The organism is Rhodobacteraceae bacterium D3-12 (genome assembly GCA_025916135.1).
Taxonomy (GTDB): Bacteria; Pseudomonadota; Alphaproteobacteria; order Rhodobacterales; family Rhodobacteraceae; genus JAKGBX01.
In genome coordinates, this window is sequence record CP104793.1 from 860805 (window position 1) to 885167 (window position 24363).

28 protein-coding genes are annotated in these 24363 nt (G+C 57.8%); 18 read left to right on the forward strand and 10 right to left on the reverse strand.

Annotated features, from left to right (window positions below):
• Position 1: 1 nt before the first annotated feature.
• The 5 genes from N4R57_04270 to N4R57_04290 all read left to right on the forward strand — a co-directional run bounded on the left by N4R57_04270 (position 2) and on the right by N4R57_04290 (position 4933).
• Complete coding sequence (locus N4R57_04270; protein UYV38310.1) at positions 2 to 832, forward strand: carbohydrate ABC transporter permease; 831 nt, start codon at positions 2 to 4, stop codon at positions 830 to 832.
• Between the two features lie 14 nt (positions 833 to 846).
• Entirely contained in the window at positions 847 to 1851 is a 1005-nt protein-coding gene (locus tag N4R57_04275; GenBank protein UYV38311.1) for an ABC transporter ATP-binding protein, read from the forward strand.
• Entirely contained in the window at positions 1851 to 2075 is a 225-nt protein-coding gene (locus tag N4R57_04280; GenBank protein UYV38312.1) for a hypothetical protein, read from the forward strand. The genes N4R57_04275 and N4R57_04280 overlap by 1 nt, the downstream gene beginning before the upstream one ends.
• A complete protein-coding gene (locus N4R57_04285; protein UYV38313.1) occupies positions 2068 to 3606 on the forward strand; it encodes a mannitol dehydrogenase family protein in 1539 nt (512 codons plus the stop codon). Before N4R57_04280 ends, N4R57_04285 begins: the two co-directional genes overlap by 8 nt.
• 427 nt (positions 3607 to 4033) lie before the next feature.
• On the forward strand, positions 4034 to 4933 hold the full coding sequence (locus N4R57_04290) for a LysR family transcriptional regulator (protein ID UYV38314.1): 900 nt from the start codon (positions 4034 to 4036) through the stop codon (positions 4931 to 4933).
• On the opposite strand, the gene N4R57_04295 is transcribed toward N4R57_04290, so the two are convergent.
• The 3 genes from N4R57_04295 to N4R57_04305 all read right to left on the reverse strand — a co-directional run bounded on the left by N4R57_04295 (position 4922) and on the right by N4R57_04305 (position 7894).
• Positions 4922 to 6400, reverse strand: a complete 1479-nt coding sequence (locus N4R57_04295; protein UYV38315.1) for a tripartite tricarboxylate transporter permease — start codon at positions 6398 to 6400, stop codon at positions 4922 to 4924. The genes N4R57_04290 and N4R57_04295 overlap by 12 nt on opposite strands.
• Before the next feature lie 93 nt (positions 6401 to 6493).
• The gene (locus N4R57_04300) at positions 6494 to 6958 is read right to left on the reverse strand and encodes a hypothetical protein (protein UYV38316.1); all 465 of its coding nucleotides are present in this window, start codon (positions 6956 to 6958) and stop codon (positions 6494 to 6496) included.
• Positions 6959 to 7894, reverse strand: a complete 936-nt coding sequence (locus tag N4R57_04305) for a tripartite tricarboxylate transporter substrate binding protein (GenBank protein UYV38317.1) — start codon at positions 7892 to 7894, stop codon at positions 6959 to 6961.
• Positions 7895 to 8242: 348 nt separating this feature from the next.
• On the opposite strand from N4R57_04305, the gene N4R57_04310 reads away from it, so the two are divergent.
• Positions 8243 to 8650 carry a hypothetical protein gene (locus N4R57_04310; GenBank protein UYV38318.1) on the forward strand — a complete coding sequence of 136 codons (408 nt, stop codon included), beginning with the start codon at positions 8243 to 8245 and terminating at the stop codon, positions 8648 to 8650.
• Here the strand turns inward: N4R57_04310 and N4R57_04315 are convergent.
• Complete coding sequence (locus N4R57_04315) at positions 8616 to 9332, reverse strand: CPBP family intramembrane metalloprotease (GenBank protein ID UYV38319.1); 717 nt, start codon at positions 9330 to 9332, stop codon at positions 8616 to 8618. The two genes, N4R57_04310 and N4R57_04315, sit on opposite strands and share 35 nt — an antisense overlap.
• 261 nt (positions 9333 to 9593) lie before the next feature.
• Here N4R57_04315 and N4R57_04320 point away from each other — a divergent pair, with 261 nt between their 5' ends.
• Complete coding sequence (locus N4R57_04320) at positions 9594 to 10430, forward strand: hypothetical protein (GenBank protein UYV38320.1); 837 nt, start codon at positions 9594 to 9596, stop codon at positions 10428 to 10430.
• A gap of 36 nt (positions 10431 to 10466) precedes the next feature.
• Here N4R57_04320 and N4R57_04325 read toward each other — a convergent pair whose 3' ends face one another.
• From N4R57_04325 to N4R57_04335, 3 genes are all read right to left on the reverse strand, one after another.
• Entirely contained in the window at positions 10467 to 10841 is a 375-nt protein-coding gene (locus N4R57_04325; protein ID UYV38321.1) for a serine hydrolase, read from the reverse strand.
• A gap of 127 nt (positions 10842 to 10968) precedes the next feature.
• Complete coding sequence (locus N4R57_04330) at positions 10969 to 11628, reverse strand: beta-lactamase family protein (GenBank protein UYV38322.1); 660 nt, start codon at positions 11626 to 11628, stop codon at positions 10969 to 10971.
• The gene (locus N4R57_04335) at positions 11625 to 12458 is read right to left on the reverse strand and encodes a CPBP family intramembrane metalloprotease (protein ID UYV38323.1); all 834 of its coding nucleotides are present in this window, start codon (positions 12456 to 12458) and stop codon (positions 11625 to 11627) included. Before N4R57_04335 ends, N4R57_04330 begins: the two co-directional genes overlap by 4 nt.
• Positions 12459 to 12903: 445 nt before the next feature.
• Here N4R57_04335 and N4R57_04340 point away from each other — a divergent pair, with 445 nt between their 5' ends.
• The 6 genes from N4R57_04340 (at position 12904) to N4R57_04365 (ending at position 17922) form a co-directional block, all read left to right on the forward strand.
• Entirely contained in the window at positions 12904 to 13203 is a 300-nt protein-coding gene (locus tag N4R57_04340; protein UYV38324.1) for a DUF3489 domain-containing protein, read from the forward strand.
• Positions 13204 to 13225: 22 nt separating this feature from the next.
• Entirely contained in the window at positions 13226 to 13597 is a 372-nt protein-coding gene (locus N4R57_04345) for a DUF2924 domain-containing protein (protein UYV38325.1), read from the forward strand.
• 3 nt (positions 13598 to 13600) lie between these two features.
• Positions 13601 to 14872, forward strand: coding sequence for a recombinase family protein (locus N4R57_04350; protein ID UYV38326.1), 1272 nt, complete (start codon positions 13601 to 13603; stop codon positions 14870 to 14872).
• Between the two features lie 222 nt (positions 14873 to 15094).
• Positions 15095 to 15241: a hypothetical protein gene (locus N4R57_04355; protein UYV38327.1), complete on the forward strand. Its 147-nt coding sequence runs from the start codon at positions 15095 to 15097 to the stop codon at positions 15239 to 15241.
• Between the two features lie 663 nt (positions 15242 to 15904).
• On the forward strand, positions 15905 to 17206 hold the full coding sequence (locus N4R57_04360) for a site-specific DNA-methyltransferase (GenBank protein UYV38328.1): 1302 nt from the start codon (positions 15905 to 15907) through the stop codon (positions 17204 to 17206).
• Entirely contained in the window at positions 17203 to 17922 is a 720-nt protein-coding gene (locus N4R57_04365) for a DUF5681 domain-containing protein (GenBank protein ID UYV38329.1), read from the forward strand. Before N4R57_04360 ends, N4R57_04365 begins: the two co-directional genes overlap by 4 nt.
• A 354-nt stretch (positions 17923 to 18276) precedes the next feature.
• On the opposite strand, the gene N4R57_04370 is transcribed toward N4R57_04365, so the two are convergent.
• Entirely contained in the window at positions 18277 to 18513 is a 237-nt protein-coding gene (locus N4R57_04370; protein ID UYV38330.1) for a hypothetical protein, read from the reverse strand.
• A gap of 151 nt (positions 18514 to 18664) precedes the next feature.
• Between N4R57_04370 and N4R57_04375 the strand changes: the two genes are divergently transcribed.
• Complete coding sequence (locus tag N4R57_04375) at positions 18665 to 19399, forward strand: Crp/Fnr family transcriptional regulator (GenBank protein ID UYV38331.1); 735 nt, start codon at positions 18665 to 18667, stop codon at positions 19397 to 19399.
• Between the two features lie 465 nt (positions 19400 to 19864).
• On the opposite strand, the gene N4R57_04380 is transcribed toward N4R57_04375, so the two are convergent.
• Positions 19865 to 20278, reverse strand: coding sequence for a hypothetical protein (locus N4R57_04380; GenBank protein ID UYV38332.1), 414 nt, complete (start codon positions 20276 to 20278; stop codon positions 19865 to 19867).
• Positions 20275 to 20700 (reverse strand): hypothetical protein, encoded by a 426-nt coding sequence (locus N4R57_04385; GenBank protein UYV38333.1) that lies wholly within the window; start codon positions 20698 to 20700, stop codon positions 20275 to 20277. The genes N4R57_04380 and N4R57_04385 overlap by 4 nt, the downstream gene beginning before the upstream one ends.
• Before the next feature lie 467 nt (positions 20701 to 21167).
• On the opposite strand from N4R57_04385, the gene N4R57_04390 reads away from it, so the two are divergent.
• From N4R57_04390 to N4R57_04405, 4 genes are all read left to right on the forward strand, one after another.
• On the forward strand, positions 21168 to 21458 hold the full coding sequence (locus tag N4R57_04390; GenBank protein ID UYV38334.1) for a hypothetical protein: 291 nt from the start codon (positions 21168 to 21170) through the stop codon (positions 21456 to 21458).
• 272 nt (positions 21459 to 21730) lie between these two features.
• Positions 21731 to 22210, forward strand: coding sequence for a hypothetical protein (locus N4R57_04395; protein UYV38335.1), 480 nt, complete (start codon positions 21731 to 21733; stop codon positions 22208 to 22210).
• A 201-nt stretch (positions 22211 to 22411) separates the two neighbouring features.
• Positions 22412 to 23194 (forward strand): hypothetical protein, encoded by a 783-nt coding sequence (locus tag N4R57_04400; protein UYV38336.1) that lies wholly within the window; start codon positions 22412 to 22414, stop codon positions 23192 to 23194.
• Positions 23195 to 23225: 31 nt separating this feature from the next.
• Positions 23226 to 24032: a transglutaminase family protein gene (locus N4R57_04405; protein UYV38337.1), complete on the forward strand. Its 807-nt coding sequence runs from the start codon at positions 23226 to 23228 to the stop codon at positions 24030 to 24032.
• Positions 24033 to 24363: the final 331 nt, after the last annotated feature.

A 24363-nucleotide genomic window follows, 5' to 3' on the forward strand; every position in this document is an offset into this window, starting at 1 on the left:
TATGGCACGCGCAGTTACACAACAACGCAAGATCATAAACACCGCCGCCGCTTGGGCCGTGGGCCTGCTAATCTTCTTTCCAATCTTTTGGACGATCCTGACCAGCTTCAAGACCGAAGCACAGGCCATCGCAGACCCGCCAATCTTCCTTGGCTTTGACTGGACGCTGGAAAACTATTCGGCAGTGTTGGAGCGGTCGAATTACGGGCGGTTTCTGTGGAACTCGATCATCATCGCGGGCGGCTCAACGATCCTTGGGATCATCATTGCGGTGCCTGCCGCATGGTCAATGGCTTTTGTGCCCAGCAAACGAACCAAGGATATCCTACTCTGGATGCTCTCGACCAAGATGCTGCCCGCTGTCGGCGTGCTTTATCCAATCTATCTGTTGTGCATCAAGTTTGGGGTTCTGGACAGCAAGATTGCGCTCGTCTTCATCCTGATGCTGATCAACCTGCCGATCATTGTCTGGATGCTCTACACCTATTTCAAGGAAATCCCCGGCGAGATCCTTGAAGCGGCGCGTATGGATGGCGCATCACTCAAGGAAGAGGTGCTTTATGTGCTGACGCCGATGGCCATTCCCGGCATTGCCTCGACGCTTCTTTTGAACGTTATTCTGGCATGGAACGAAGCCTTCTGGACGCTCAACCTGACGGCGGCCAAGGCGGCACCGCTCACGGCCTTCATCGCCAGTTATTCCAGCCCCGAAGGATTGTTTTATGCCAAGCTCAGCGCGGCCTCGACTATGGCCATTGCGCCGATCCTCATTCTTGGCTGGTTCAGCCAGAAACAACTTGTCAGCGGCCTGACCTTTGGCGCCGTGAAGTAGGAAGGACCAGATCAATGGGACAAATCAAACTTAACCAAGTTTCGAAGAGCTTTGGCGCAGTCGAAGTCATCCCGCCGCTCGACCTGACCATCGAAGATGGTGAATTCACGGTCTTTGTCGGCCCGTCGGGTTGCGGCAAGTCGACCCTGCTGCGCCTGATCGCCGGGCTTGAGGATATCACATCGGGGCATATCGAGATTGATGGGGCAGATGCGACTAACGTGCCCCCGGCCAAGCGTGGCCTTGCGATGGTGTTTCAATCTTATGCGCTTTATCCGCACATGTCGGTGCGCAAGAATATCGCCTTCCCTATGCGCATGGCGGGCTTGCCGCAAGACGAGCAAGAACGCCGGATCGAAGCAGCCGCCAAGGCCTTGAACCTCACCGATTATCTCGACCGCCGTCCGGGCCAGCTTTCGGGCGGACAGCGTCAGCGTGTCGCCATCGGTCGTGCGATTGTCCGAGAGCCGGATGCCTTTCTCTTCGACGAGCCACTTTCGAACCTCGACGCCGCCCTTCGTGTCGGTATGCGCCTTGAGATCAGCGAACTGCACAAGCGGTTAGAGACAACGATGATCTATGTCACCCACGATCAAGTCGAAGCGATGACCATGGCCGACAAGATCGTGGTCCTGCGCGCGGGATTCATCGAACAGGTCGGCTCGCCACTTGAGCTCTATCACGAGCCGTGCAACGAGTTCGTCGCAGGGTTCATTGGGTCGCCCAGGATGAACCTTATTAAAGGTGCCGAGGCCGCGAAACACGGCGCGGCGACCATTGGCATCCGACCCGAGCACACGCAGGTCAGCAAGACCGAAGGCACATGGCAAGGTTTCGTCGGCGTGGCCGAGCATCTGGGGTCTGACACCTTCCTGCACGTTCATGGCGTTGAAGGCTGTGACCCGATGACCGTACGGGTGGACGGCGAATTGCCAGTGCGCCATGGAGACACGATCCATCTCACGCCGCAGATGGACAAGCTGCACAAGTTCGACGCTCAAGGCCTAAGGATGGGCTAATGCGTCTGGCTGGCAAAACCGCTCTGATCACAGCGACCGCCCGAGGGATTGGGCGGGCCTTTGCCAATGCTGTCTTCGCAAAATACGAGAGCATGTCTCTGCGCCGGAAGCTGGCGGAGGTTCGCATGGGCGGCGATCTGACAGGCATGGCCGCGTTTCTGGCTCACAATGAAACAACTATGTCGTTGCGCAACCCTAAATTGTGGATGGTGGTCAATGGGTGAACTGATCAAACTTAGCGACGCAACGCTGGATCAATTGAGCATCGATCACCCGCGCTATGATCGTTCGGCTCTCACGCCCGGTATCGTTCACATCGGTGTTGGCAATTTTCATCGTGCACATCAGGCATGGTATCTGCACCGCCTCATGCAAGCGGGCAAGGCGCAAGACTGGGCGATCCTCGGTGCAGGGGTACGCCCCTACGATGCCGAGATGCGTGACAAGCTTTTGCTGCAGAACTGTCTGACCACGCTGATCAAGCTGGACCCGAATGAGACGTCTGCCGAAATCGTCGGTTCGATGATTAACTACCTGCCAATCGAGGAGGGCAACAGTTCCCTGATCGTAGCCATGTCCGACCCGGCCATTCGCATTGTGGCGATGACCGTGACGGAAAGCGGATACTACGTCGATCCGGTGACCAAGGGGTTTGATGCGAACCACGCGGATATTCAGCATGACGCTGCCAACCCTGACGCGCCGCGCACGGCATTCGGTGCCATGATCGCTGCTTTGCGCTTGCGCCGTGCCGCAGGGCATGGCCCTTTCGCCGGGCTTAGCTGCGACAACCTGCAAGGCAATGGTGATATCCTGCGTCAAACCGTGGTTTCGCTGGCGCGTTTGTCCGACCCGGCACTGGCCGACTGGATTGCAGCCAACGCAACCTTCCCCAACTCGATGGTCGATTGCATCGCTCCCGCCAGCGGCCCGAAGGAAATCGCGTTGGCTCACGGATTTGGCGTAGATGATGCCGCACCGGTTACCCACGAGGCCTTCCGCCAATGGGTTATCGAAGACAATTTCTGCGCCGGACGCCCGAACTGGGACGAGGTGGGCGCAACGTTCTCTGACGATGTTCATGCCTATGAAACAATGAAGATCCGCATGCTCAACGCCGGGCATCAACTGCTCGCCAATCTGGGCGAGGTGCTGGGGGTCGAAACCATTTCCGATTGTATGGCCCACCCGCTGATCGCGGCCATGTTCCGTAAGGTGCAAACCGAAGAGATCGCTCCAACTGTCGATCCTGTTCCCGGCATGACCCCGCTGGCTTATCTTGACCTGATCGAGCGGCGTTTTGCCAATCCGCGCATTGTCGACACCACGCGCCGCGTTGCTTTTGACGGCTCGGCTCGCCATACGGGGTTCGTTTTGCCCATCTTGCGCGATCAGTTGGTCGCCGGACGCTCTGTTTCTGGCCTTGCGCTCTCTCAGGCGCTATGGGCAAGAATGTGCGCTGGCACCCGCGAGAATGGCACCGAAATCGCCCCGAACGATCCGATATGGAGTGAGTTGACCCATGCGGCGCGTGCCGCCAAAATCCAGCCCGCTGTTTGGCTTGCTCAAAACAGGTTCTATGGCGATTTGGGCGATGCCCAACCCTTTGTGCAGGCTTTCGAAAGCTGGCTGCAGATGATCTGGGCTGAGGGCTGCGAAGCAACCTTGGCTGAATATACCGCACAGACATCTCACCAGCAGGAATTGTTGAAACCGGCTTTGTTGCACAAGTCACACCGGGGATTCAGTGTATGAATCGAGTGTGATTGCGGAGAGGCATGAGTGATCAGCCCCACCTAAGCGGTCCAGTTTGAATGTTAGTGCATGATTGGCCTGGGTTCCATCGGAACGATGGCCTCCGGGGCCGGTGGGCGGTAGCCAGAGCACTCTAAGCTTGCGTTGAATGTCGCGTTCTTCGTTCGTCATGAATACTTCCTCCATCCTAAATGAGGGCATTTACAGGAAGTGTCCCGAGAGTCCGTACATATCTACAGTTAGCCATGTGTTTCCTCCGTTCTCCCAAAAGTAGCGGAAGACCATTTCCGTGGGGGATCAACTCCTTTTGTGCAACAAACCCATTCCGACCTCGAAAGCGAGGTGGCGCGCTTGCCTGTTTTGAACTGCTTTCTCGCGACTTTCAAATGGGCTAACATTCGTCTCAATTGGATCATTGGTTGGATACGTGCTGAACCTTAGAGAACTCCGAAACTTCATAGAAGTGGCTGACCGGCTCAATATTTCGACTGCTGCGAGCGTGGTGAACCTTAGCCAGTCTGCCCTGTCTCGACAAATACAGGCGCTTGAACGGAAATTGAGTGTGACGCTGTTTGAGCGGATCGGAAAGCGTATGGTGCTGACAGCCGAGGGTGCGGAGCTTGCTGTGCAGGCGGCTGCGCTGCTTGAGCAGGCCGATGATCTGGCGCAAAGCGCGTCGCGAAAAACGCTCACGCAAAGCGGAACGCTCCGGGTCGCGGGGACACCGCAGACAATCACATGGTTGCTCTCGCCTGCGATGGCAAGGTTTCGGGTTAAACAACCGAAGGTTAGCCTGTTGCTAAGAGAGGGCAACAATGACGAACTGGTTGAAATGGTCGAGCATCGGGTTGTTGATGTGGCTGTCGCGAACCTCGGGGTTAACCATATTCTTGCGGGCCAACCCCTTTTTCAAGCGCAGCTTTTTGCGATTTTGCCACCCGGACATCCCTGTTTAGGCAAGGCTTCGATTTCCATGGAGCAAATTGCAGAGGATATGTTGATTGTAATGCGTCGCGGTTTTCTGACGCGGCATCTTTATGAGCAGATCGCTGCGGCGCACGGTCTGCGCCCTCGCATATTGCTGGAAAGCGACAGCACTCAGACGATTGCCGCGTTGGCGCGTGACGGGCACGGGGTGGGCGTGGTGTCGTCCTCGGCGCCAAAAATAACGACGATGAAAAACGCGGTGCGCATCCAGTCGGATCTCTCTAAAACTACATCTGAGGTTTCGGCCCTTTGGAACCCCAAGCGCTATCGGCCCGCCTATTTCCAGAGCTTTCTGGATACGCTGCTTGAAATCTGCGCCGAGCGCGAGCTACCGCTCTGACCTTAAAAATAGAAGAAGGGCAGCGACAGAAGCCAGCAAAAAGCCCATGGCGATTGGATGGTCGATCACCTTCAGCGGAGAGTGGTCTGTGACGATCAACGCTTGCCTTAGCGAGAGTTCAAACAGCGGGCCGATCACAAATCCGATCAGGAAGGTCACGACGGAATAGCCAAAGCGTTGCATAAGGTACCCCAGCAGACCGAGGGCCAGCATGGCGAAAACCGAAAACACCGTATCGCGCTCGAGATATGTTCCGACCACGCAAAACAGCACCACAAACGGAATGATAAATCTCGCGGGAACCTGCGTAATTCGGGCAAAAACGGTCAACCCTAGGCGCCCCACGACCAGCATCACCAGACTGGCTACTATCATCGAAACATAGATGCCGTAGATCAATCGCGGGTGTTGTTCAAAAACGAGGGGGCCGGGTTGAACCCCGTGCAGCATAAACGCCGAGACCAGAATGGCGGCAGACACGCTGCCGGGCAGGCCAATGGCAAACAGCGGAATGAGGCTTGCTGGGAGGACTGCGTTGTCGGCCGCCTCTGTTGCGGCAACGCCTTTGAGGTCACCTGCGCCGTATTGGTCATCAGGTTTGGCCATGCGTTTGTTGATTGCATAAGACAGGAATGCGCCGATTGTCGGCCCCAGGCCCGGAATGATACCGGCAGCAATGCCGATGCCGGTGGCACGCAGCGTCACAGGAAAGGTGCGTTTCACATCTTCGGCGCGAATGTCGCGGTCTGTTTCAGGCACAAACCCTTCCGGCTTTGTTTTGTTGTCACGATTGGCAAAAAGTAGCTGCACCTGAATGAGCATTTCGGTGAAGGCCAACATGCCGACCGTTGCTGCGATAAGGGGGATACCATCGAACAATTCGATGAAGCCGAACGTCATGCGGGGTGTTGCGCTTTCCGGGTCAAGCCCGACAGTGGCGAGGAGCAAGCCCAGCACACCCGAGATGATGCCGCGTGACAGGGAGGCTCCCGAAAGCGCCGCAATAAAACTGAGAGCAAAGATCATCACTGCGGTCATCTCGACCGGCCCCATCTTGAGGGCGAATTGTGCAAGCGAGGAGGCGAGCAGGATGAGCGTAAATGTTGCCACAAGATCGCCGAATACAGACGCATAAAGCGCAGTTTTCAAGGCACGCGTGGCCTGGCCCTTACGGGCAAGTGGGTAGCCGTCAAAAGTGGTAGCCGCAGAGCTTGGCTCGCCCGGAGTGTTCAGCAAGATCGCCCCAGTCGCACCGCCTGCTGCGCTGGCTTTGGTCACGCCCACAAGAAAGGCAATCGCGCCAATCGGGCTCATCGCATAAGTCATAGGCACTGCCACCGAGAGGGCGGCAGGACGGCTTAGACCGGGCAGCACCCCCACCAAATAGCCAAGCAAAATGCCTCCGATAACCGAAAGGATCGAAGAAAAGGTAAGCGCATCACTCGCCCCTTGAAGGAAGACGTCCATTAGGCAAAGCCTCTCATTTTCTACTCTTGAGGTGACGGAATGACTGCCGCGGCACTGCGGCAAAGGTCGCCCATATGCCTGCGGGATCGAGCTTCAAAGCCCTGACCATTCGACGAACGACAGCAATGCCAATGCGCCGCCGCCCATCGCGGCCAGGACAATTGGTTTGCGCTCTCCAATAGCCAAAGAGGCCTGCACCACAAGTACTGTTCCGCCAATGATGAAGTTGATCTGGTCAATCGTCAGCACACCGATCAGTGTGGCAAGAACAAGCAACACTACCCCGCGCATGCCCTTGGTGCCGGGCCCGCAGTCGTCTGGCTTGGAGGGGCGTATCAAGCCGAAAATCAGTGTGAAGATCGACACAAACAGGATAAACAAGGTCGCAACGATCGGAAGCATCGCGGGCGAAAGGCCGAAATTGTCGCTTTCAACAGTCCCGGCAGGAATGACGACCAAAAGCGCAAACAGGCAGAGCCCCGCAACGATGGCAAACTCGGAAACAGGGCGCATCCATGGATGCGCCCCGTTTTGCGGTTGGGTGACCGGCTTCTTCATTTACTCAAGAGCCGCTTTGAACTGAGCGCTCTGTGCACGGATTTGCGTGTCAAAGGCATCGCCGGTGAGGGTGAAGCTGCCCATGTTACGCTTGGCAAGCACGTCTAGAACGGGTTTTGACGCTGCTGCGGCTTCGAAGGCTGCAACCAGTTTGGCTTTTGCCTCGGTCGGAATGCCTGCGGGGGCGACATAAATCACCATGTTGACGCTCGAAATGTCATAGCCCAAACTTTTGAGTGTCGGCGCATTTTCAAATCCGGGAACAGGGTCGGTGCCCAGACCGGCCAGAACATTCAGCGCGCCGGCAACCGCTTGGGCGTAATACGTGCCCGAGCTATAGGCATAGTCGACATGACCGCCGAGCACGGCAGAGACCGCCTCTGCGCCACCCTTCGTCGGAACGGGCTTCAGAACCACCCCCTCCTTTGCTGAGATGGCCTTCATCACCACACGATCAAGCGATGTCGTCGAGGCATAGGTGAGGCCGCTCGGTGCTTTTTTAGCCGCAGCGATTACGTCGGAAAAATCGGTCCAGCCGCGGTCGGGCAGGGCCACCAGTGCTTCGGGGAACACACCGAACGCGCCGATATATTCGAAATCACTGATGCCATAGCTGACATTTGAGGAATGTGGGTCAAACGAGATCGTCGTCGAAATGGCTGCCGCCAGGTGATAGCCGTCAGCAGGCTTTGCCTTGAGCGCGGTGAGGGCTAGACCTCCTCCGGCACCGGGTTGGTTGGTCACAACGAGGGCTTGACCAAGCGATGACGCCAGCGCCTCTGACGCCGCTCGGGTGATGGTATCGACACCGCCACCGGGGCCAAAACCGACCGTCACGGTGACTTCTTTTTCAGGGAATTCGGCAAGGGCAGGGCTTGCCAGCACGGCAAGCGCAAGCCCACAACCAATGAGTGATCTGCTAAACGATAAGGCCAAGAGATAGTCCTTTCTGTTGGGAGTAATCAGATTTTTTCTCACGAAATGGAAAGGATGCACGGAAAGCCGCTGCTGTCTAATGCATTCTTTATCGTGCTATTGATGCAGAAAACGCATAAGGCTGTCTGCTTGGAATATCGGGTGAATATGGCGGGGTAAGCGCTTTCTAAGTTGGAAGGACTGCGCGGAATATGTGCAAGTAGCTGAGGTGTTTTTGTGCATTTAAGCAAAGTGTAGGCGCAAGCACTCGATCCTTTCGCGTCTTGCGCTTGATCTCTTTGACATGTCTGTCAGCCGATCCATTCGGCGTTGTCTTCGTTCTCATCTCGTGTCTCTCCAGGGATTGCGATGAGCGAAAGATACTCCTTTTGCAAAACAACGCTGTCTATCTTAAAGGCCATGACGGGTTACAGAAGGTGGAGATGTTTCTCGCCCTTTCTCAAACACATCCTTGGTCCGGGCCGGTTCTTGATCGCCATTCACGGCCCAGGGCTGACCTTGGTGATGTCTGCAGCGGATGACGGCTTCGAGCCCATTTTGACCGATGCTGCGGATGGCACCAATGTCCGCTATGGTCTCAGGAATTTCATGACGTGCAGCCGCGATAAGAGTGTTGCTGCAATCTTCCTCGGCAAGTCTGTCTCCACATTAGCCCTTCTAAGTTACTGTGCCAATGAAAGCGGTGCGGAGTGTCGCCGTAAAAATCGCGCCCCCACGACCATCAGCTGGCGCTTGATGATACGCGCCTTCGAATGACGAAAATAGTCGTCACCGCGATTGCGCAGAGTATCCCCACGGCGGACCAAAGCGCGGTGACATCGCCGCCACGTGCCTGCGGCAGTACTGGAAAAAGCCCGACGGAGGCGTTGAACGAGGCATGAAACAAATGTGCCGGGACGAGCGAGCCGCCGCTGGCGAGATGTAGATGCATATAGATGACGCTGGACGCGATGATCTGTGTGGCGAACAGAAGTGGCGGGATGGCGTTATGAAAATCGCCAGGCAGTAGAAAGAGCGGTGCGTGCCATATCGCCCAAAACAGCCCAAGGCCGAGGCTGGCCTTAATGGGACCATGCCGAGCAATGAGCGGCGGTAGCGCCAAGCCACGCCACCCCAGTTCCTCGCCCACGACGCTAAAGACCATGATGTAGGCAAAGACGGCTATCGGGAGCCAGATCAGCATCGGCTCAGGCCATACGGGACCATTTCCCGTTATCGCACGCACAGCCAAAAGCGCGAGCAAGATGCCCGCTACGGGCAGCGCCCCCGCGTATAACCATACGCCGATCGGTATACGCCAACGAACGAGGCGGCTTAGCAACTCGCGGCGTTCTTGCAGATGCGGCCAGACCAGGATCAGGGCAGCCGTGCTTGGCCCGAAAGTGCCTGCAATCTTCAGGGGACCTCGAGGCTTGGCGCGATCGCTGCCAATAGCCATAACGTCCACGAAATCCCGAACGCCAGAGCAAGAAAGTGTCCAATTTGGTTTTGCCGCTCTAAGGTGCCCATTCTCGGATCATTTCATAGTGGGCATCAATACGTATTTGATCGGGATCAATATAAACGCCCACCACGTCTACTATTCTAACATCGGACTCGGAAGATTGTTACGCGGTGTGAATGTTTTGAGCGCCTTGGGGCGGCATGAAATCGATAAGGGATAAGATGCCTGACGAGAGAGTCAGAGATTGGACGGGAAATGCGTATGATCGTTATCGCGATACTGGTAGTCGTCGGGATCAGTTTAGCCGGTCTTTTCGCGTGGCGGCAGTTGGATCATCGTGCCGATCATGCGGAAATGGATCGCCTGATCGGGTTCCAGCCTACCGATCCGGGAAGGTTCGCGCCAAAAATGGTCGCAGACCTGCCCAAACCTGCACGTCGCTTTTTCGCATTCGCCATCGCTGAGGGCACACCGCTTTATACGGTGGCCCAGTTAAGGATGGAGGGGCAGTTTAGCATGGGTGACAAGGCCGCGCCAGGTTACATGCCCATGCGCGCCACGCAATTGCTTGCTGCTCCTCATGGGTTCGTTTGGGCGATGACTGGCGGCGAGGGCGCGATGCGCATGGCAGGCTCCGATAGCGGAACGTGGACCCGGTTCTGGCTTGCCGGTCTTGTCCCCGTGGCGCGGTTCGGTGGCACCCCGGACCACAGCCGCTCCGCCTTCGGGCGCTATGTGGCCGAAGCTGTTTTCTGGACACCTGCAGCCGTTCTGCCAAGCCCCAACGTCACTTGGGAAGCTGTCTCTGAAAACGTTGCGCGTATGACGATGCGTTACGGAGATCTTGAACAGGCGGTTGATATCACCGTAGGCGAGTTCGGCCAGCCGCTTCATGTGACGTTCATGCGTTGGAGCGACGCTAACCCCCAGAAGACCCATCAGTTACAGCCGTTTGGCGGCTATCTCTCTGAGTTTCGGGAGTTCGAGGGTTTCATGCTTCCAACACATATCGAGGCGGGAAACTTCTTTGACACCGATGAGTATTTCCCGTTCTTCGTTGTCGATGTTTCCGACATCAGCTTTCCGCATTGAACCCAAAGTCGTGCGGATCCTCTCCGTGAGCGGGTGTCATTGCACAGCGCCTATCGCCAAATCTGCAAGTGCTGCTTCCAGCGCAGGCACGAGATCGGTGCTGTCATCGGCAATTCCTACATCGGTGTTGACTTGAAACGCAACTGTCACGCCATGCTCGGCATAGTGACGTAGGCTCGACACATAACCGGGTATCCACCCGCCATGTCCGTAGACCGGTCCGTGGGCAGTGTCGGCATAGATTGCGACGCCAGAGCCATAAAGGATACCCTGTTCATCGGGACTCACCGGCGTCCCATCCAGTAGCCGGTCAAGATAAGGTGCCGCCAGTGCCGCCCCGCGAAAAAGAGCGTGGCCCCAGAATGCAAGGTCTCGGGATGTTGATATCAGCCCGCCCCCTGTCCACTCCATCGCGGGCCCCACAGTAAAGTTCCGCTCTCATCCATGGTTCGTGCGGGCAGGCCGAACGGGTTGTCTTCTGCTACGTATCCAACCGCGAGGCCCAGTAACGTCGGCCGATCCGAAGAAGTGGTGGCGGTCAAGCCAAGCGGTTCGAGGAAGCGTTCTGCGACGAGGTCGTAGTACGCCTGCCCGCTGGCTTCTTCAATTGCGAGGCCAAGCAAGAGGTATCCGGTATCCGTGTAGGCCCAACCGGAGCCGGTCGGGAACGCAGGCGTAGCATCGAGGATGAAGGCGACGGATTCCTCTGGTGAAAAGGCGGCACCTTCGCTAGCCATCCGCCTTGCCATCTCGTTTTGGAAACTGCCGAGATGCACGTGGTCGGGCAGGCGGACGTGTGGCGCAGAAGGTCGCCAATCGTCATTGTCTCTTGGTTCGGCAGCTGTGTGAACCAATCGCGGTTCCCTAGGTATTCGGACACAAGATCAGCACGGGAAAAAACACCATCGCTTTCCAGCGTCAGAACGGTCATTGCGACGAATGTTTTCCCGATGCTCGCGGCCAGCATGCGCGTGTTTGCGGCCATAGTTGCCTCCGCCTCCTGGTCCGCAAGTCCGGTCGCAACCGTCAATAGGTTGCCGTCCGGCAAAACGATGGCAGCAGTCGCACCGGGAAAGCCATAGTCCGCATGAAAACCATCCATCAGGGCCTGCATCTGACCCTCCATCGTCTCGGCTCGCACTAGGCCCGCGAATGTCGTGATTGCTGTAAGCACAGCGGCGACCAGATACTGCTTCATTGCCGGGTTTCTTGGGGGATCACTTCTGTAACCGCGCCCTCGCGCGAGAGCATTGTGTCGCGCTTCCACCAGACGACGGTTGCGGCGACGAAAACAAGAAGCCAGGTATCCCAGGGCTGTGCATCGGGCCAGAAAGGGTTGATCAATTGCCAGTGGAACAGCATCGGCAATGCCAGGCTGCCGCGCGATGCGTTGAAGATTGGGGTCACGAGGATCGCCAGAGTGATATTTCCGATGAAGAAAGGCAGAAAGCTCCATTCAGCGAAGACAACACCGGCAAGAAAGAAGGCAGGCAGGTGCCAGATGCCCCAGACCGTGCCAATCAGGGCACCAGCCCAGATCGGTGCCATGTACCGCTGGAGAAGTGGCTGTGCCACGCCACGCCAGCCGAATTCTTCAATCGGCCCTAGCAAGAGCATCATGAACATCAGGCCGACGACCGGGGCCATGCCTTCAGGTGGAAGCGGTGCGAGGAGCTGCCCACCTTTGATGAGCGAGCCTGCCATAAAAACCAGCGGTATCAAGATCAGGATGAATAGCCACCACGAAGCGGGGCAGCGCCAAAGGAAGAGCCGCGACAGGAACCTTTTTAGTCCGGCCAAGCCGCCATACAACATTACCACGGTGCATGCCGCGATGGCCGGGGCCCACGTCGCGAGAAAGAAGAGCGGATGCGACCCGCTGACATCGCCAAAAGCGTTGGACATCGCTTCGGGCCAGAAAATGTAGCCGCCGATGACGCCCCAAGTGATCAAAAAGGTGAGCCCCAATAAGAAAAAGAGCGCAGTCAATGGCAGTTTTCGAGTCGGAATTTCGATATAGATCGACATTGGAGTCGCCCCCAGTTTGAAAGAATCGGAATTTGTTCACTTTACCATGCACTGCGTGAGCGTTCTTGCCCTCGATCAATCCCTTCAGGGCATCTTCTGCGCTGACTATCTACGATCAGCTCCCAAAGCGACGCGCCGAAACCGGCCGTTGGTTTTAAAATGGCCAAGGTCTGAAAAGTCCCCACAGCGGACCTTGGTCTATTGTGCAGCGTCCCCTTAGCAGACCTCGGTGCAAAGTGCAGCGAAGGTCTGGTTTCCGCCCGATTTGTCCATTCCATATTAGCCTTGGGCACTCCCATTGAGAACCCTTTCAAAAGACTGGACTACGTCGTCGTATCGAGCGTTAGTGTTCCTGCGCCTGGCCTTATTCGGCGGCGCGGTCCGGAACTCCGGGCTCTACTCGGTAGCAGCGGGGTTTTTCCGCTGATCAACCGAGGAGACCAACATGACCAAGTCTGACGAGCACAACGCACCTGCCAAGGCGATGGCAGCATCGCTTACGACCAAGAAGGACCAGTTGATCAAACTGCTGGGGACGAGGGCAGGAGCTGATACCAAAACCCTGAGCGCGAAGCTGGTCTGGCAGCAACATACAACGCGCGCGGCTCTGACCGGTTTGCGCAAAGCAGGGTACGAGATTGCCTGCAACAAACCTACCAAAGGCGGGATGTCGAGGCATCGCATCCTTTCTGCGCCTACGCCGAATAAATCCCGTGGATCCGAGAGCGCAGCCAATGGGGCGTGATCCGAACTCGGAGCGGCCCCGCATGCTTGCGGAGTGGGAGGCGGTCTTCGGATCGCCTCCGCCAGCCTATCTGTCGGTGCCGTTCATGCAGCGCGCGGTTTGCTACGAGCGGCAATGCAGGGCGCATGGGCGGCTGGCCGCCACAACGCGCCGCGCACTAACACAGATTGCGAGCGGGGAGGACGTTGCCGTTGCGGTGCCGGCAAGGCTGAACCCCGGCGCGCATCTCGTGCGGGAATGGAACGGTCGAACATACCAGGTGCAGGTCACGGAGGCGGGCTTTGAGATGGATGGAAAGACTTGGAGGTCACTATCAGCCATCGCCAAACACATCACCGGCGCTACCTGGTCTGGCCCCCGGTTCTTTGGCCTGCAGAGCAAAGCCGGGAGATAAGATATGAAGAAGCTGCGTTGCGCCATCTATACCCGCAAGTCATCTGAAGAGGGCCTTGAGCAAGAGTTCAACTCGCTGGATGCGCAGCGCGAAGCCTGTGCGGCTTATGTTGCCAGCCAGAAGCACGAAGGCTGGGTGTTGCTGCCCGCGCATTATGACGATGGTGGGTTGTCCGGCGGAACCCTGGAACGACCGGCGCTGCAGAGCCTTCTGCAGGACATATCTGACGGGCGGGTGGACCAGATCATCGTGTATAAGATCGACCGGCTCACGCGGTCCCTCGCGGACTTCTCCAAGATCGTCGACATTCTGGATGCGGCAGAGGCCTCGTTTGTCTCGGTCACCCAATCCTTCAACACGGCCACCAGTATGGGGCGGCTGACGCTGAACATGCTGCTGTCCTTCGCGCAGTTTGAGCGAGAGGTAACGGCCGAACGTATCCGCGACAAGATCGCGGCGTCCAAGCGCAAGGGGCTATGGATGGGCGGGCAGGTGCCACTGGGCTATGATGCTGATGGGCGAACACTCAGCGTGAACCTCAAGGAAGCGGCGGTGGTCGAGCAGCTTTATGCGCTCTACGAGGATCTTGGCACCGTCAGGGCGGTGAAAGCACAGGCTGACGCGCTGGATCTACGGAGCCGTCAACGAACGCTTGCAGATGGCAGCACGACGGGCGGAACCCATATGGACCGTGGCCACATCCATCATCTACTGACCAACCCGATCTACGCTGGGCGCATCCGGCATCGTGACAAGGTGTTCGAGGGGCAGCACCCGGCGATAATCGCACCTGAGCGATGGGATCGCGTCCAGCGGTTGTTGCAGGATGGTGCGGCGAAGGGCAGGGGACGCAAAGCCGCCAATCAACGCTCTTTGCTATGCGGCAAACTCTTCGACGAAACTGGTGATCGCCTGACGCCTTCGCATACGAAGACGCGGAAAGGCGCACGACTGCGCTATTACATCTCGCACAGGTTAGTGGCCGGGAGCAGCGAAGCACACAAAGATGCCTGGCGCCTGCCTGCGCCGGAGCTGGAGAACAAGATCGCTGATTTGGTACGCAAGATGATCTCTGCATCCGGCTTCGCACCCACACTACTGCCGGCAGCAACGGCGGATCAGATCGATCGCGCTGCTGATACTCTTATCTCCCGCGCGAAACGCGACAAGCCAAGCAGCCTGTTTGACCTCATCGAACGCGTGGACATCGCTCCCGGTGAGTTGGTCGTGCAACTGAGTGCTGACGCCATCGCCGGGAGTATTGACGTAAACTAGGAGCATCTGGAAGAGCATGTTCTCAGTGAGACCATCCCCTTCCAACTCCGCAAGCGCGGCGTCGAGACGAAGATCATTCTTGCGGATGCGCCAGCCGGTATCGACAAAACGCTCATCCATAACATCGCCAAAGCCTACGTTTGGTTTGAGCGGATCAAGGCCGGCGAAACCTTCTCCGAGATCGCAGAGGCAGACGCCACATCCAAACGGCGCATCCAGCAGATGATTGATCTTGCCTTCCTGGCACCCGACGTCGTGCGCGATGTTATGGAGGGAAAACAGCCCGTTGGTTTTACATCGGACTGGTGCTTGCGCCACGAGTTGCCATCGGACTGGGACGAACAGCGCCAGATGATCGCGGCCCTCTGACCCCAAACACCCCAAACTCGTATCGCGGAAATGCCGTTCCCAGACTTCGCGGCATATCGGCCCCGTTTTGGCTCACAGGCACAGTCTGCCCTTCGCCCCAACCCACACAACCCGCGGACAACACGCGACAATGTCACGCCTACCGCGCACGGTCTCTTTTAATGAAAGTGTATGGCTGTGTGGGCAGTCCTGAGCTAACGCGTCTCGCCAATTTTGCCTGGTTACAGGGAATTTACAGGGAAATTTGCGGAATTCTGTACGTTTTACCCGATTTTGGAGGGTTTCTGCCCCAGGTTTACGCGTTGTGTCAGTGGGTTAAGCGCCAATTCCCTGTTCGACTAAAAACAGGGAATTGGCCGCGCGGGAACAGAGAAATTTGGGAGGATATCAGCGAATAGCGCTGTTGATATCGTGTGTCGCGAGTTTTGGTTTTGGCGCGTGCGTTTCCAGGAATGTGGTTGGCCGATATTCGTAGAGCGGAGCCGGCTCCGACGCGGAGCAATTGCAAAGCATTTTTGTTCATGTTATGTTCTTGTTGGGCGATTCTGCCCGAGGAGGGACAACCGTGCGTGCACGGCTGTCCTTTTTTTGTTTCGGCGGGTTGGCCGCCAGGCGCACGGCGTGGCCGGCGCTTAAACGAAGATCAATAGGGGCAACAACATCATGTCAGGCAAGAAAACAGAACTGATCCCAATCGAGGATCTCAAACCATGGGCTCGCAATGCGCGGACCCACTCGAAGAAGCAGGTCCGCCAGATCGCGGATAGCATCAAGACTTTCGGGTTTACCAATCCGGTCTTGATCGACGAGCGGCGCACGATACTGGCCGGTCACGGTCGGGTCGAAGCGGCAAAGCAACTCGGCATGGCGGAGGTTCCATGTTTGCGGTTGGATTATATGAGTGCGGATGAAAAGCGCGCCTATGTCTTGGCCGATAATAAGCTCGCCTTGAACGCCGGCTGGGACGAAGACTTGCTTGCTGCAGAACTTGGTGAGCTGCTGTCGAGCGATTTAGAGTTCGATGTTTCCGTGACCGGGTTTTCTATTCCGGAAATTGATGGGCTTTTGGAGACTGTTGCTCCGGAAGACGACGGAGATCCAGACGACGATACTTTGCCTGATGTGGCGCCAGCTCGGGTCCGCGTTGGTGACGTTTGGCAATTGGGTTCACACCGATTGGTTTGCGGCGATGCGCTGGATCCGCAAGTGGTGGCTACGTTGATGCAGGGAGAGCAGGCCCGCATGGTGTTCAGCGATCCGCCGTACAATGTTCCGATCGACGGCCATGTCGGGAACTCGGGCAAGATACAGCACCGTGAATTTGCCATGGCTTCTGGTGAGATGAGCCGGGCTGAGTTCACTTCGTTCCTGGAGAAGGGTTTGAGCAATCTCGCGGCAAACAGCATGGATGGCGCGATACATTATCTGTGCATGGACTGGCGCCATATGGCTGAAATGTTGGAAGCAGGGCAGGGGGTTTATGATGAGTTGAAGAACCTGATTGTCTGGGCCAAGGACAACGGTGGTATGGGGACGTTCTATCGCTCCCGCCACGAACTGATCTTTGTGTTCAAGAAGGGCAAGGCGCCGCATCTGAACAATTTCGAGCTTGGCCAGCATGGGCGGTATCGAACCAATGTGTGGGAGTATCGCGGCGCAAACAGTCGTCGTGCCGGGCGGTTGGAGGAGCTTGCCCTACATCCGACGGTCAAACCTGTGCAAATGATTGCTGACGCCATCCGGGATGTTTCTGGACGTGGAGACATTGTACTCGATATTTTTGACGGATCGGGATCGACCTTGATTGCTGCACATAAGACGGGTCGCAAGGGATACTTGTGTGAACTGGATCCGATTTATTGCGACCGCATTCTAGCGCGATGGGAAGCCTATGCAAATGACGAGGCTGAGCAACTGGTGTGTGGCTGGGCGTCACCTGAAAAACTGTTGGAGGCCGCAGAATGACCCGATCCTCCCCAAAATTGCCAATCCATAAACCGGGATCTGACTATGAAGTCGGCTATGGAAAGCCACCGAAAGCAACCCGGTTCAAACCTGGTAGGTCAGGTAACCCCAAAGGCCGACCTCGGGGTGCGAAGAACAAGCGGCCGGGGATGCACGAGGAACGGCTGAAAGATTTGGTCATTGAAGAGGCGTATCGCGGCGTGACGGTGCGCGATGGCGATCGTAGCGTAACGGTGCCTATGGCGCAGGCCATACTCCGGTCAATGGCGGTAAATGCAGCAAAGGGTCAGCACCGGGCTCAAAGGCTCTTCGCTGAACTGTTGGCGTCCGTCGAAAGTTCACGAAAGCTGTTGCATGATGAGTATTTCGAGAAAGCTCTGACCTACAAGCTTGAGTGGGAAAAAGAGCTCAACCGGCGTGCACAACATGGCATCACGCACCTGCCTGATCCTCTGCCTCACCCGAACCAGGTCAAGATCGACATGCGTGAAGGGACGGTGCATCTCGTTGGACCGTTGACCCTGGAGGAAAAGGCCGAGCTGGATTACTGGCGGGGGCAGAAACCGCTGATCCGGGAAGCGATCGCAAATCTAAGGGATGACCTGATCGAAACGGATGATCCCGAGGATCGGGCAAGTATCGAGCACCACATTGGCATAGGGGAACACGTGCTTGAGCAAATCGAAACGGCGATCCCGGATGACGGTGAGTTCTGAAAGTTAATGGAGCGGGCGCTGGCCCGCTCCAATGGTTCAAATCTGTCGCATTTTTGCTGGCCTATCCTTGCATAGTGGTCAGCAGCAATGGGAAATAATCTCGCCGCGAAGGCGATCCTGCAGTCGCGCGAGTATTGGCAGGTCACTACCCTACATCGCGGCAGAAAAGCGCGTGCATAGCCACCTGGTTGAGAGCCTGTATGTGCGCATGCGCGAGGAGTGCCTGAACGGTCTCGTGTTCCCGTATGCGCGCAACGCATGCCGTATGATTGCGGCGAAGCGTGCAGACCATAGTAACTACTTCCGCCCAGGCTACACTGCGAGATTGTGGATCGCGACCGCCGCTGTATCGCATCACGTGCGTCGAACAGAATTCCCGCCAGCGATGATCCCGTTTATCATTTCAGCGACGGCCCTGTGCCTTTCCATTTCGAGTTCGGTGCCAAGGGCGTTCACATGGGTCGCCGCGGCGTCACGAAGAACCCCCGCGACCTCGTGCTCGGGCAGCAACCCGTGATCGTTCATGGCAAGCAGGAGCGCCTCGCAGATCGATAGGGCGGCCTGGCCTGCATGTTCGCTTGCAGTGGACATCTGAGTTTCCTTCCTTGGCATCGTGAACCTGAGAGAAGGTAGGATTGAGATGCATCCGTACATTTCGCATGAAATGCTCTATGCTGGACTGATCCAGAGCAGTGCCCGAGTAAATTTCTGCTTTTGGGGCACGACACGCCGGGAGGCCCCCTTGACATCAGTTGAACACAGCCCCCTGATCCGCAAGCTCTCGGCCTTCGTCGCCCTGTCGGAGGTCGAGCTAACCGTGCTTGAACGACTTCATCAGCGTTGCCGCTCCTTCGTAGCGGGGCGTGATATGGTGCATCAGGGGCAGTCGGCTCAGGCTGCTTATATTCTGTCCGCGGGTTGGGTCTGTTCCTACAAACTGCAGGCCGACGGGACCCGGCAGATTGTGGATTTCCAAGTGCCGGGGGATTTTCTCGGGCTGCGGAGCGTCCTTTTGCGCACGTCGGACCATAGCTTCGAACCCATTGTCGACATCGAGGCTGCGGAGGTGCTGAAGAGCGACCTTCTTGATGCATTCGCGCAGACGCCGCGCCTTGCAACGGCCATACTCTGGGCGGTGTCACGGGACGAAGCGATGGTCGTGGAACATCTCGTCGGAATCGGTCGGCGTGATGCGGACGCCCGCATGACGCATTTTCTGTTGGAGCTGGGATCGCGGCTTGCGCTGGTGGGCATGGGGACTAAGGATGGATACGACTGCCCGCTGACCCAGTACCACCTCGCGGATGTGCTGGGACTGAGTGCCATCCACGTGAACCGCGTTCTGCGCCAGCTTCGCGAGAGTGGACTGGTGACCTTTCGGGACGGTCGCGTGACGTTTCACGACTATGATGGCCTGGTGGATCTTGCCGAGTTCGATCCGGCATATCTGGACCAGACCGGACCGCTCCTGAAGTGAGGGGGCCGCCCTCCGTTGCTCGGCAGGCGACCCCAAGTATCACATCAGACGATGGCGTTCACGCGAGGGCGTGGGTCGCAGCATCGAGTTCCTTGTTGGTCTCGGCGTCGTTCTTGGCCGTGTTGGCCTTCTCGGCCGCCTGGTAATGCTGCAGCGCCGCGTCTTTCTAGGGGCCAGAGGGCGCTGACGTCAAACACACGCGGCCTTCACGGACTTCATCTTCTCGGCAGTCTTGGTCTGTTCGGGAGTCATTGGAATTGTCCTTTCCTTCACGCTCTGAGAATAAGAAGCGTGTCGACATGCCAACCTTTTTGGGATCGGCACGCCCACACGCTTCTCAGGTACTCGGAAAAATGCACCACCGAAAGTTCGGCGGACACGTCTCATCTAACCAGCGTCGAAGCCACGCCGCACTGACGCAGATTGGTCCCGACGCCTGCGGCAGGTCGGTAGCCCATGCGCTTCTCAACTCATCGCAGTTTGCTGGTGGCAAATCCTCAGCCAAGTGTCCTCATCGTTGAGATAGGTAGAGGCACAGAGGGCCTCGTAGATCGGCACATCGGGTTTCTCTGCCGAGACGCGATAGGTGAGAATGGCGATGTCATGACACCGCATCAAGCGTCGTTCGGCCATGACAACGGTGCGCCAGCCGGTCCTTTCACGAAGGTGGGTCCAAATCTCGTCGCCTTGGAGGATGACGGGCGGATAAGTGAAGACCATGACGGCGTTGGTCGCAGTCGTTGCTCGCGCGTTGTCGGCGCCACTGGTCCAGAAGTATTCCTCCATGTCCCAGAGAACGCCCTGTTCGCGAGGCGATAGCGTGCCGGTCTTGTGTGCCGCATGTGCCGGTCTGCCCATGGTTGCGGTTGAGACGGTCATTCGCCTGACCCCGACCCGCCAACCATGAACATCTGAAACAGCAAAAAGATGATAGCGAGCACGGCCCAGATCGCGCCGCTTGTTCCCGGGCGGCCATCGGCCACCGTCGAGGCAGTTCGCTTCAGGGCACCTGGCGTCGGGTCTTGCGGAAGCAGCTGGCTCAGGTCTCGTGCGACCCTGCCGTGATCGCTTGCGAGTGTGGGAACATCCCGAAATCGGGCAAGCAGCGTTCCCAACCGCGCTCGCGCGGCATCGTGCCCCAGCATGACCAGTTCAGCGGTTTCCTTCCATGGATCGAGGCCAAGCCGCGCGAGCGTGGAGAGCACAGTCACGGCATAGCCGTTTCGGTCCTCGCCGACGGAGGCATGGAGAAACCGATCGAATTCGGGCGGGTGCGGGTTGAGTACATTGGAGTCGGCCATAGCCAATCCTTTCAAGGGTTGCAGGAATGCAGATCATCCCTGTTTTCCAAAGTGTATGCGCAGGTCAGTCCTCGCGCGCTTACACAGGTCAGTGCCCGAAAACCTCTCCAGGGAGTTCGCTACCCGCGCGGCGTCCGGGACTAACATGTGTCAGCACCAGTGGCACGGTTCTGATGTACAAGAAGAGAAATCGTTCGACCGGTCAGGTCCGGAAACCAAGGGACCGTCAATATTGGCGAGCGACAAATCTGCCAAAATCGTGGAGGCCAAAGATGAGCGTGCGTTCATCCAGTTTGAGGGTGACTTTCCTGCACCCGTTCAGCCTAGCCGATTTTCCGGACGAACTTCCGGCCGGGGACTACGAAGTCTTGATTCAGGAGGAACTTCTCCGCGGGCAAGGTTTCGAAACGTATCAGAGGACGGCGACCCATATGACCGTTCCTGGCAGAGGGGATCGGGCGGGTTGGATGGAACTGCACACGATATCAGAGCGCGACCTGAATGAGGCGCTGAGCCGGGATCAAGGTCTGACAGAGATAAACTACAGCGACATGATCTCGGACGACACAACGCTTGTCCTGACGACGGACAGCGATCTGTTCCGGTTCCGGCGCGGCATGCAGGTCGAGGCAGATCCCTTCCTCGACCCCGGCAGCGACCTGGGCGATGGTGGCGTGGCGTCAACCGGCAGGGCCCGGCCAGCGCAAAACCCCGTGTCGCCAATCGTGACACAGGCGGAGGTTGAAGTAGGCCGCTAGGTTCATGGTGGAAGGTTTCAAGCATGATTAGAGAGGGTATCAAGCGGGAAGCACGTCAATGACACCTGGACCACCGCGGTCGGTTTCTGTCCGCTTCTGAGCAAGACACACCCACTTAAATTCCGTGCCCCTAACCTGGGCCAGCGCACGATTTACGCTTGGCTGGTAGGTAGATGGCAAGAGCTGGATCGCGATGAGGCGAGGGCCTGCCTGCACACGCTCGAGCACACGAGATCCAGCGTCACACTACGCAGCGTGAAGGACGACAAGCCATGACATCAGTGAAAAATCTCACCAGGACGGCCGCAGAGACAACCAATCTTGAACGGCGCGTGTTGGCCCATGAACGGATCCTGCAAGCTTTGATCGCTTACATGGCCCGGACGGAGCCGCGGTTCATCGATCACTTGAGAGGACGGTTCGTCGAGCCGATGAGTATGGCCCGGCACGAACATGACCACCGCGAAACGGATGATTACGCGGAAGAATTCATTCGCGCCGTGATGCTCCTCGGAGAAGCGCGCGCGCCCAACGCGAAGGAGCCGGAAATGACCAACATGAAACCCGTGCAGCTGAAAAGCAAAGGTGGACAGGGTTCTTCCATGAACAGGCCACCGCAGCGCGGTGGAGTTCAGGTGCGCGAAAGAAACGGTATTTGGGAGGTACAGGTCGATGGCAAGTTCCGCGGCGACTACCACCAGAAGGAACATGCTCTTGCAGCTGCAGCCTTGCACAGATTGTCGCCCCGATGACCGGTAGCTTTCGTCCGACAGTTTCGCAGGACTTCGCGATCCAGGTGGCCGAGAACGAAGGCATGCCAACGAAACCGAATTCCGAGGGGCTCCCCGCCACCGCCCGCGCCAACTCGACGGCTGACCGGAACGCTCACGCTTGGGCCAGCGAAGACACGCGGGGCAACCGGCGGACTCTGGTCCGCCAAGGAGAAAGCGGCGATGAGACATCCGCTGGCGAGGCTGATCGCGGGGACGGCAGTTATAGCGGGTGTGATCGCGTCTTTCGCCTTCCCCGTTCTCGCGCAGGATGGCACGGGCCCAATGCCTGAGAACGCCCAGCCGCGCAGCTATGGTGGCGGGTGGGTCTGCGATCTTGGTTACCGGGTGGCGGGCACCGAATGCCTTGCGCTCGACATCCCCGAGCATGCCTATCCAACCGGGCGCTCCTTCGGGACGGGTTGGAAGTGCGACCGCGGGTATGAGGAGGTAAACGGGATATCCTGCAATTTCATCCCGCTGCCCGCCAATGCCTTCCTCCGGTCTTCCGGCTACGATTGGCAATGCGAACGCGGGTTCCGGCAGGAGAACGAGGCATGCGTGCCCATCGTAATTCCCGAGCGCGCCTATCTGACAGAAGACAGCTCGGGAACGGGATGGACCTGTGATCGTGGCTATGAGGCTCTTGCAGGAACATGTTCGCCGATTGCCGTGCCAGCGAACGCATATTTGACCAACGCAAACTATGGCGCCGCCTGGGTTTGCGAGCGAGGCTTCGTCAAGATCGACGACCGATGCGAAGCCGTTGTTTTGCCTGCCAACGCGTTTCTCGACCAAGCATCCTATGGACCTGGCTGGAGCTGTGATCGTGGGTACGAGCCGCTGAGCGGTTCCTGCGTCTCTATCGATCTGCCGGAGAACGCCTATCTCGACCGATCCGGAACCCGGTGGGGCTGCAATCGAGGCTTACGGCTCTCCGATGCGATGTGCATCCTTGCACGGTGATGCGGATTTTTCTCGTCGTGGCGGGTCCGCCATGCGCGTCAGCATCGGGTGCCGTCTGCGCTACAGCTTCCCGCAGCCGACGCCACTGATTGCGCTGCTGAACGTGCACTACTCGCGCTTTGGCGATCTGGAGCGTGCCGACTATCTCGTGACGCAGCCGAGCGTGCCGCTGGAAAGCTTTCGCGACGGCTTCGGCAACTGGTGCACGCGGATGGTGGCCCCGGAGGGCGACTTCTGCCTGTCGACGGATGGCATCTTCCGCGACACGGGCCAGCCTGATCCCTCCATGCCCAGCGCGCGGCAGCACGCGGTTCAGGATCTGCCGTTCGAGACCCTCGTGTTTCTGCAGGGAAGCCGGTATTGCGATACCGACCTTCTGTCAGAGGAGGCGTGGCGCCTGTTCGAGACCACGGACCTTGGTTGGCCCCGCGTGCAGGCGATCTGCGATTTCGTGCACGGACATGTCCGTTTCGACTACATGCAGGCGAAGGCGACGCGCACCGCATCGCAGACCATGGCCGAGCGACAGGGTGTCTGCCGCGACTTCGCCCATCTCGCCATCGCCCTGTGTCGTTGCATGAACATTCCGGCCCGCTACTGCACCGGATATCTGAGCGACATTGGGGAACCTCTGCCTCATCCGCCTGGGGACTTCGCCGCTTGGATGGAGGTGTTCCTTGCAGGTGAATGGCACATGTTCGACCCACGGAATAACAAGCCGCGGTTTGCCAGAATTCTGATCGCGCGGGGCCGCGATGCCGCTGACGTCCCTCTGACCCAGACATTTGGTCGGAATACACTGACGGAGTTCAAGGTTTGGACTGACGATCTGGTGTGATCTTTGACTTCTTGGCGGCGCGCCATCGTAAATCGGGTCGCCAGTCCCCATATAGGTAGTACCGATGTCAGGCATCCCGGTCCGACATGGACGAGGAGTTGGCGCCGGCCAATCAAAGGATCGATGATATGTCCTTCAAGGACCTGACCGCCGGGCTGCGGCCGCAATGAAGCCGAAGCCCGCGGAGACCGCGAAGACCCCAGCCAAGGAGAACGAGCCGAAGGCAGCCGGCAAGGATGCGCTCGCGAAATCCTAGACATCTTGAGACGTTCACAGGCCACGCGCCCCATTCTTAACTGGGGCGCGGACCACCCGCAGCAACAAGGGAGAG

What these genes read in the sequence shown, in the direction of transcription:
- N4R57_04270 (UYV38310.1), top strand. Translation starts at nt 2, where the DNA reads ATGGCACGCGCAGTTACACAACAACGCAAGATCATAAACACCGCCGCC.
- N4R57_04275 (UYV38311.1), top strand. Translation starts at nt 847, where the DNA reads ATGGGACAAATCAAACTTAACCAAGTTTCGAAGAGCTTTGGCGCAGTC.
- N4R57_04280 (UYV38312.1), top strand. Translation starts at nt 1,851, where the DNA reads ATGCGTCTGGCTGGCAAAACCGCTCTGATCACAGCGACCGCCCGAGGG.
- N4R57_04285 (UYV38313.1), top strand. Translation starts at nt 2,068, where the DNA reads ATGGGTGAACTGATCAAACTTAGCGACGCAACGCTGGATCAATTGAGC.
- N4R57_04295 (UYV38315.1), bottom strand. Translation starts at nt 6,400, where the DNA reads ATGGACGTCTTCCTTCAAGGGGCGAGTGATGCGCTTACCTTTTCTTCG.
- N4R57_04300 (UYV38316.1), bottom strand. Translation starts at nt 6,958, where the DNA reads ATGAAGAAGCCGGTCACCCAACCGCAAAACGGGGCGCATCCATGGATG.
- N4R57_04310 (UYV38318.1), top strand. Translation starts at nt 8,243, where the DNA reads ATGAGCGAAAGATACTCCTTTTGCAAAACAACGCTGTCTATCTTAAAG.
- N4R57_04315 (UYV38319.1), bottom strand. Translation starts at nt 9,332, where the DNA reads ATGGCTATTGGCAGCGATCGCGCCAAGCCTCGAGGTCCCCTGAAGATT.
- N4R57_04320 (UYV38320.1), top strand. Translation starts at nt 9,594, where the DNA reads ATGCGTATGATCGTTATCGCGATACTGGTAGTCGTCGGGATCAGTTTA.
- N4R57_04325 (UYV38321.1), bottom strand. Translation starts at nt 10,841, where the DNA reads ATGGAGTGGACAGGGGGCGGGCTGATATCAACATCCCGAGACCTTGCA.
- N4R57_04330 (UYV38322.1), bottom strand. Translation starts at nt 11,628, where the DNA reads ATGAAGCAGTATCTGGTCGCCGCTGTGCTTACAGCAATCACGACATTC.
- N4R57_04335 (UYV38323.1), bottom strand. Translation starts at nt 12,458, where the DNA reads ATGTCGATCTATATCGAAATTCCGACTCGAAAACTGCCATTGACTGCG.
- N4R57_04340 (UYV38324.1), top strand. Translation starts at nt 12,904, where the DNA reads ATGACCAAGTCTGACGAGCACAACGCACCTGCCAAGGCGATGGCAGCA.
- N4R57_04345 (UYV38325.1), top strand. Translation starts at nt 13,226, where the DNA reads ATGCTTGCGGAGTGGGAGGCGGTCTTCGGATCGCCTCCGCCAGCCTAT.
- N4R57_04350 (UYV38326.1), top strand. Translation starts at nt 13,601, where the DNA reads ATGAAGAAGCTGCGTTGCGCCATCTATACCCGCAAGTCATCTGAAGAG.
- N4R57_04355 (UYV38327.1), top strand. Translation starts at nt 15,095, where the DNA reads ATGATTGATCTTGCCTTCCTGGCACCCGACGTCGTGCGCGATGTTATG.
- N4R57_04360 (UYV38328.1), top strand. Translation starts at nt 15,905, where the DNA reads ATGTCAGGCAAGAAAACAGAACTGATCCCAATCGAGGATCTCAAACCA.
- N4R57_04365 (UYV38329.1), top strand. Translation starts at nt 17,203, where the DNA reads ATGACCCGATCCTCCCCAAAATTGCCAATCCATAAACCGGGATCTGAC.
- N4R57_04370 (UYV38330.1), bottom strand. Translation starts at nt 18,513, where the DNA reads ATGTCCACTGCAAGCGAACATGCAGGCCAGGCCGCCCTATCGATCTGC.
- N4R57_04380 (UYV38332.1), bottom strand. Translation starts at nt 20,278, where the DNA reads ATGACCGTCTCAACCGCAACCATGGGCAGACCGGCACATGCGGCACAC.
- N4R57_04385 (UYV38333.1), bottom strand. Translation starts at nt 20,700, where the DNA reads ATGGCCGACTCCAATGTACTCAACCCGCACCCGCCCGAATTCGATCGG.
- N4R57_04390 (UYV38334.1), top strand. Translation starts at nt 21,168, where the DNA reads ATGGAACTGCACACGATATCAGAGCGCGACCTGAATGAGGCGCTGAGC.
- N4R57_04395 (UYV38335.1), top strand. Translation starts at nt 21,731, where the DNA reads ATGACATCAGTGAAAAATCTCACCAGGACGGCCGCAGAGACAACCAAT.
- N4R57_04400 (UYV38336.1), top strand. Translation starts at nt 22,412, where the DNA reads ATGAGACATCCGCTGGCGAGGCTGATCGCGGGGACGGCAGTTATAGCG.
- N4R57_04405 (UYV38337.1), top strand. Translation starts at nt 23,226, where the DNA reads ATGCGCGTCAGCATCGGGTGCCGTCTGCGCTACAGCTTCCCGCAGCCG.